Here is a 269-nt window from a genome sequence, read left to right on the forward strand (position 1 = left end):
CGGCGCGGAGTACGGCAGCCCCGACGGGCAGGCCGCGACGATGGGCAACGGCGGGGCGGCGATGGAGCTGATGGGCCAGTGGGCGCCGTCGGTGCAGGCGTCCAGCTCCACCTCGAAGAAGGGCCTGGGGGACAAGCTGGGCTTCTTCGCGTTCCCGGCGGTCGAGGGCGGCAAGGGCACGGTGTCGGAGGCGTTCGGCGGCGGCAACGGCTTCGTGGTCGGCAAGGACGCCCCGGCGGCCACGACGGACTTCCTCAAGAGCATCATGA

1 pseudogene is annotated in these 269 nt (G+C 72.1%); it reads left to right on the forward strand.

Annotated elements, in window-relative coordinates:
* Positions 1-269, forward strand: a pseudogene (locus QEZ54_RS36320) (extracellular solute-binding protein); the annotation flags it as partial.

Source organism: Catellatospora sp. KI3 (genome assembly GCF_029948125.1).
In the GTDB taxonomy this organism is placed as follows: Bacteria; Actinomycetota; Actinomycetes; order Mycobacteriales; family Micromonosporaceae; genus Catellatospora.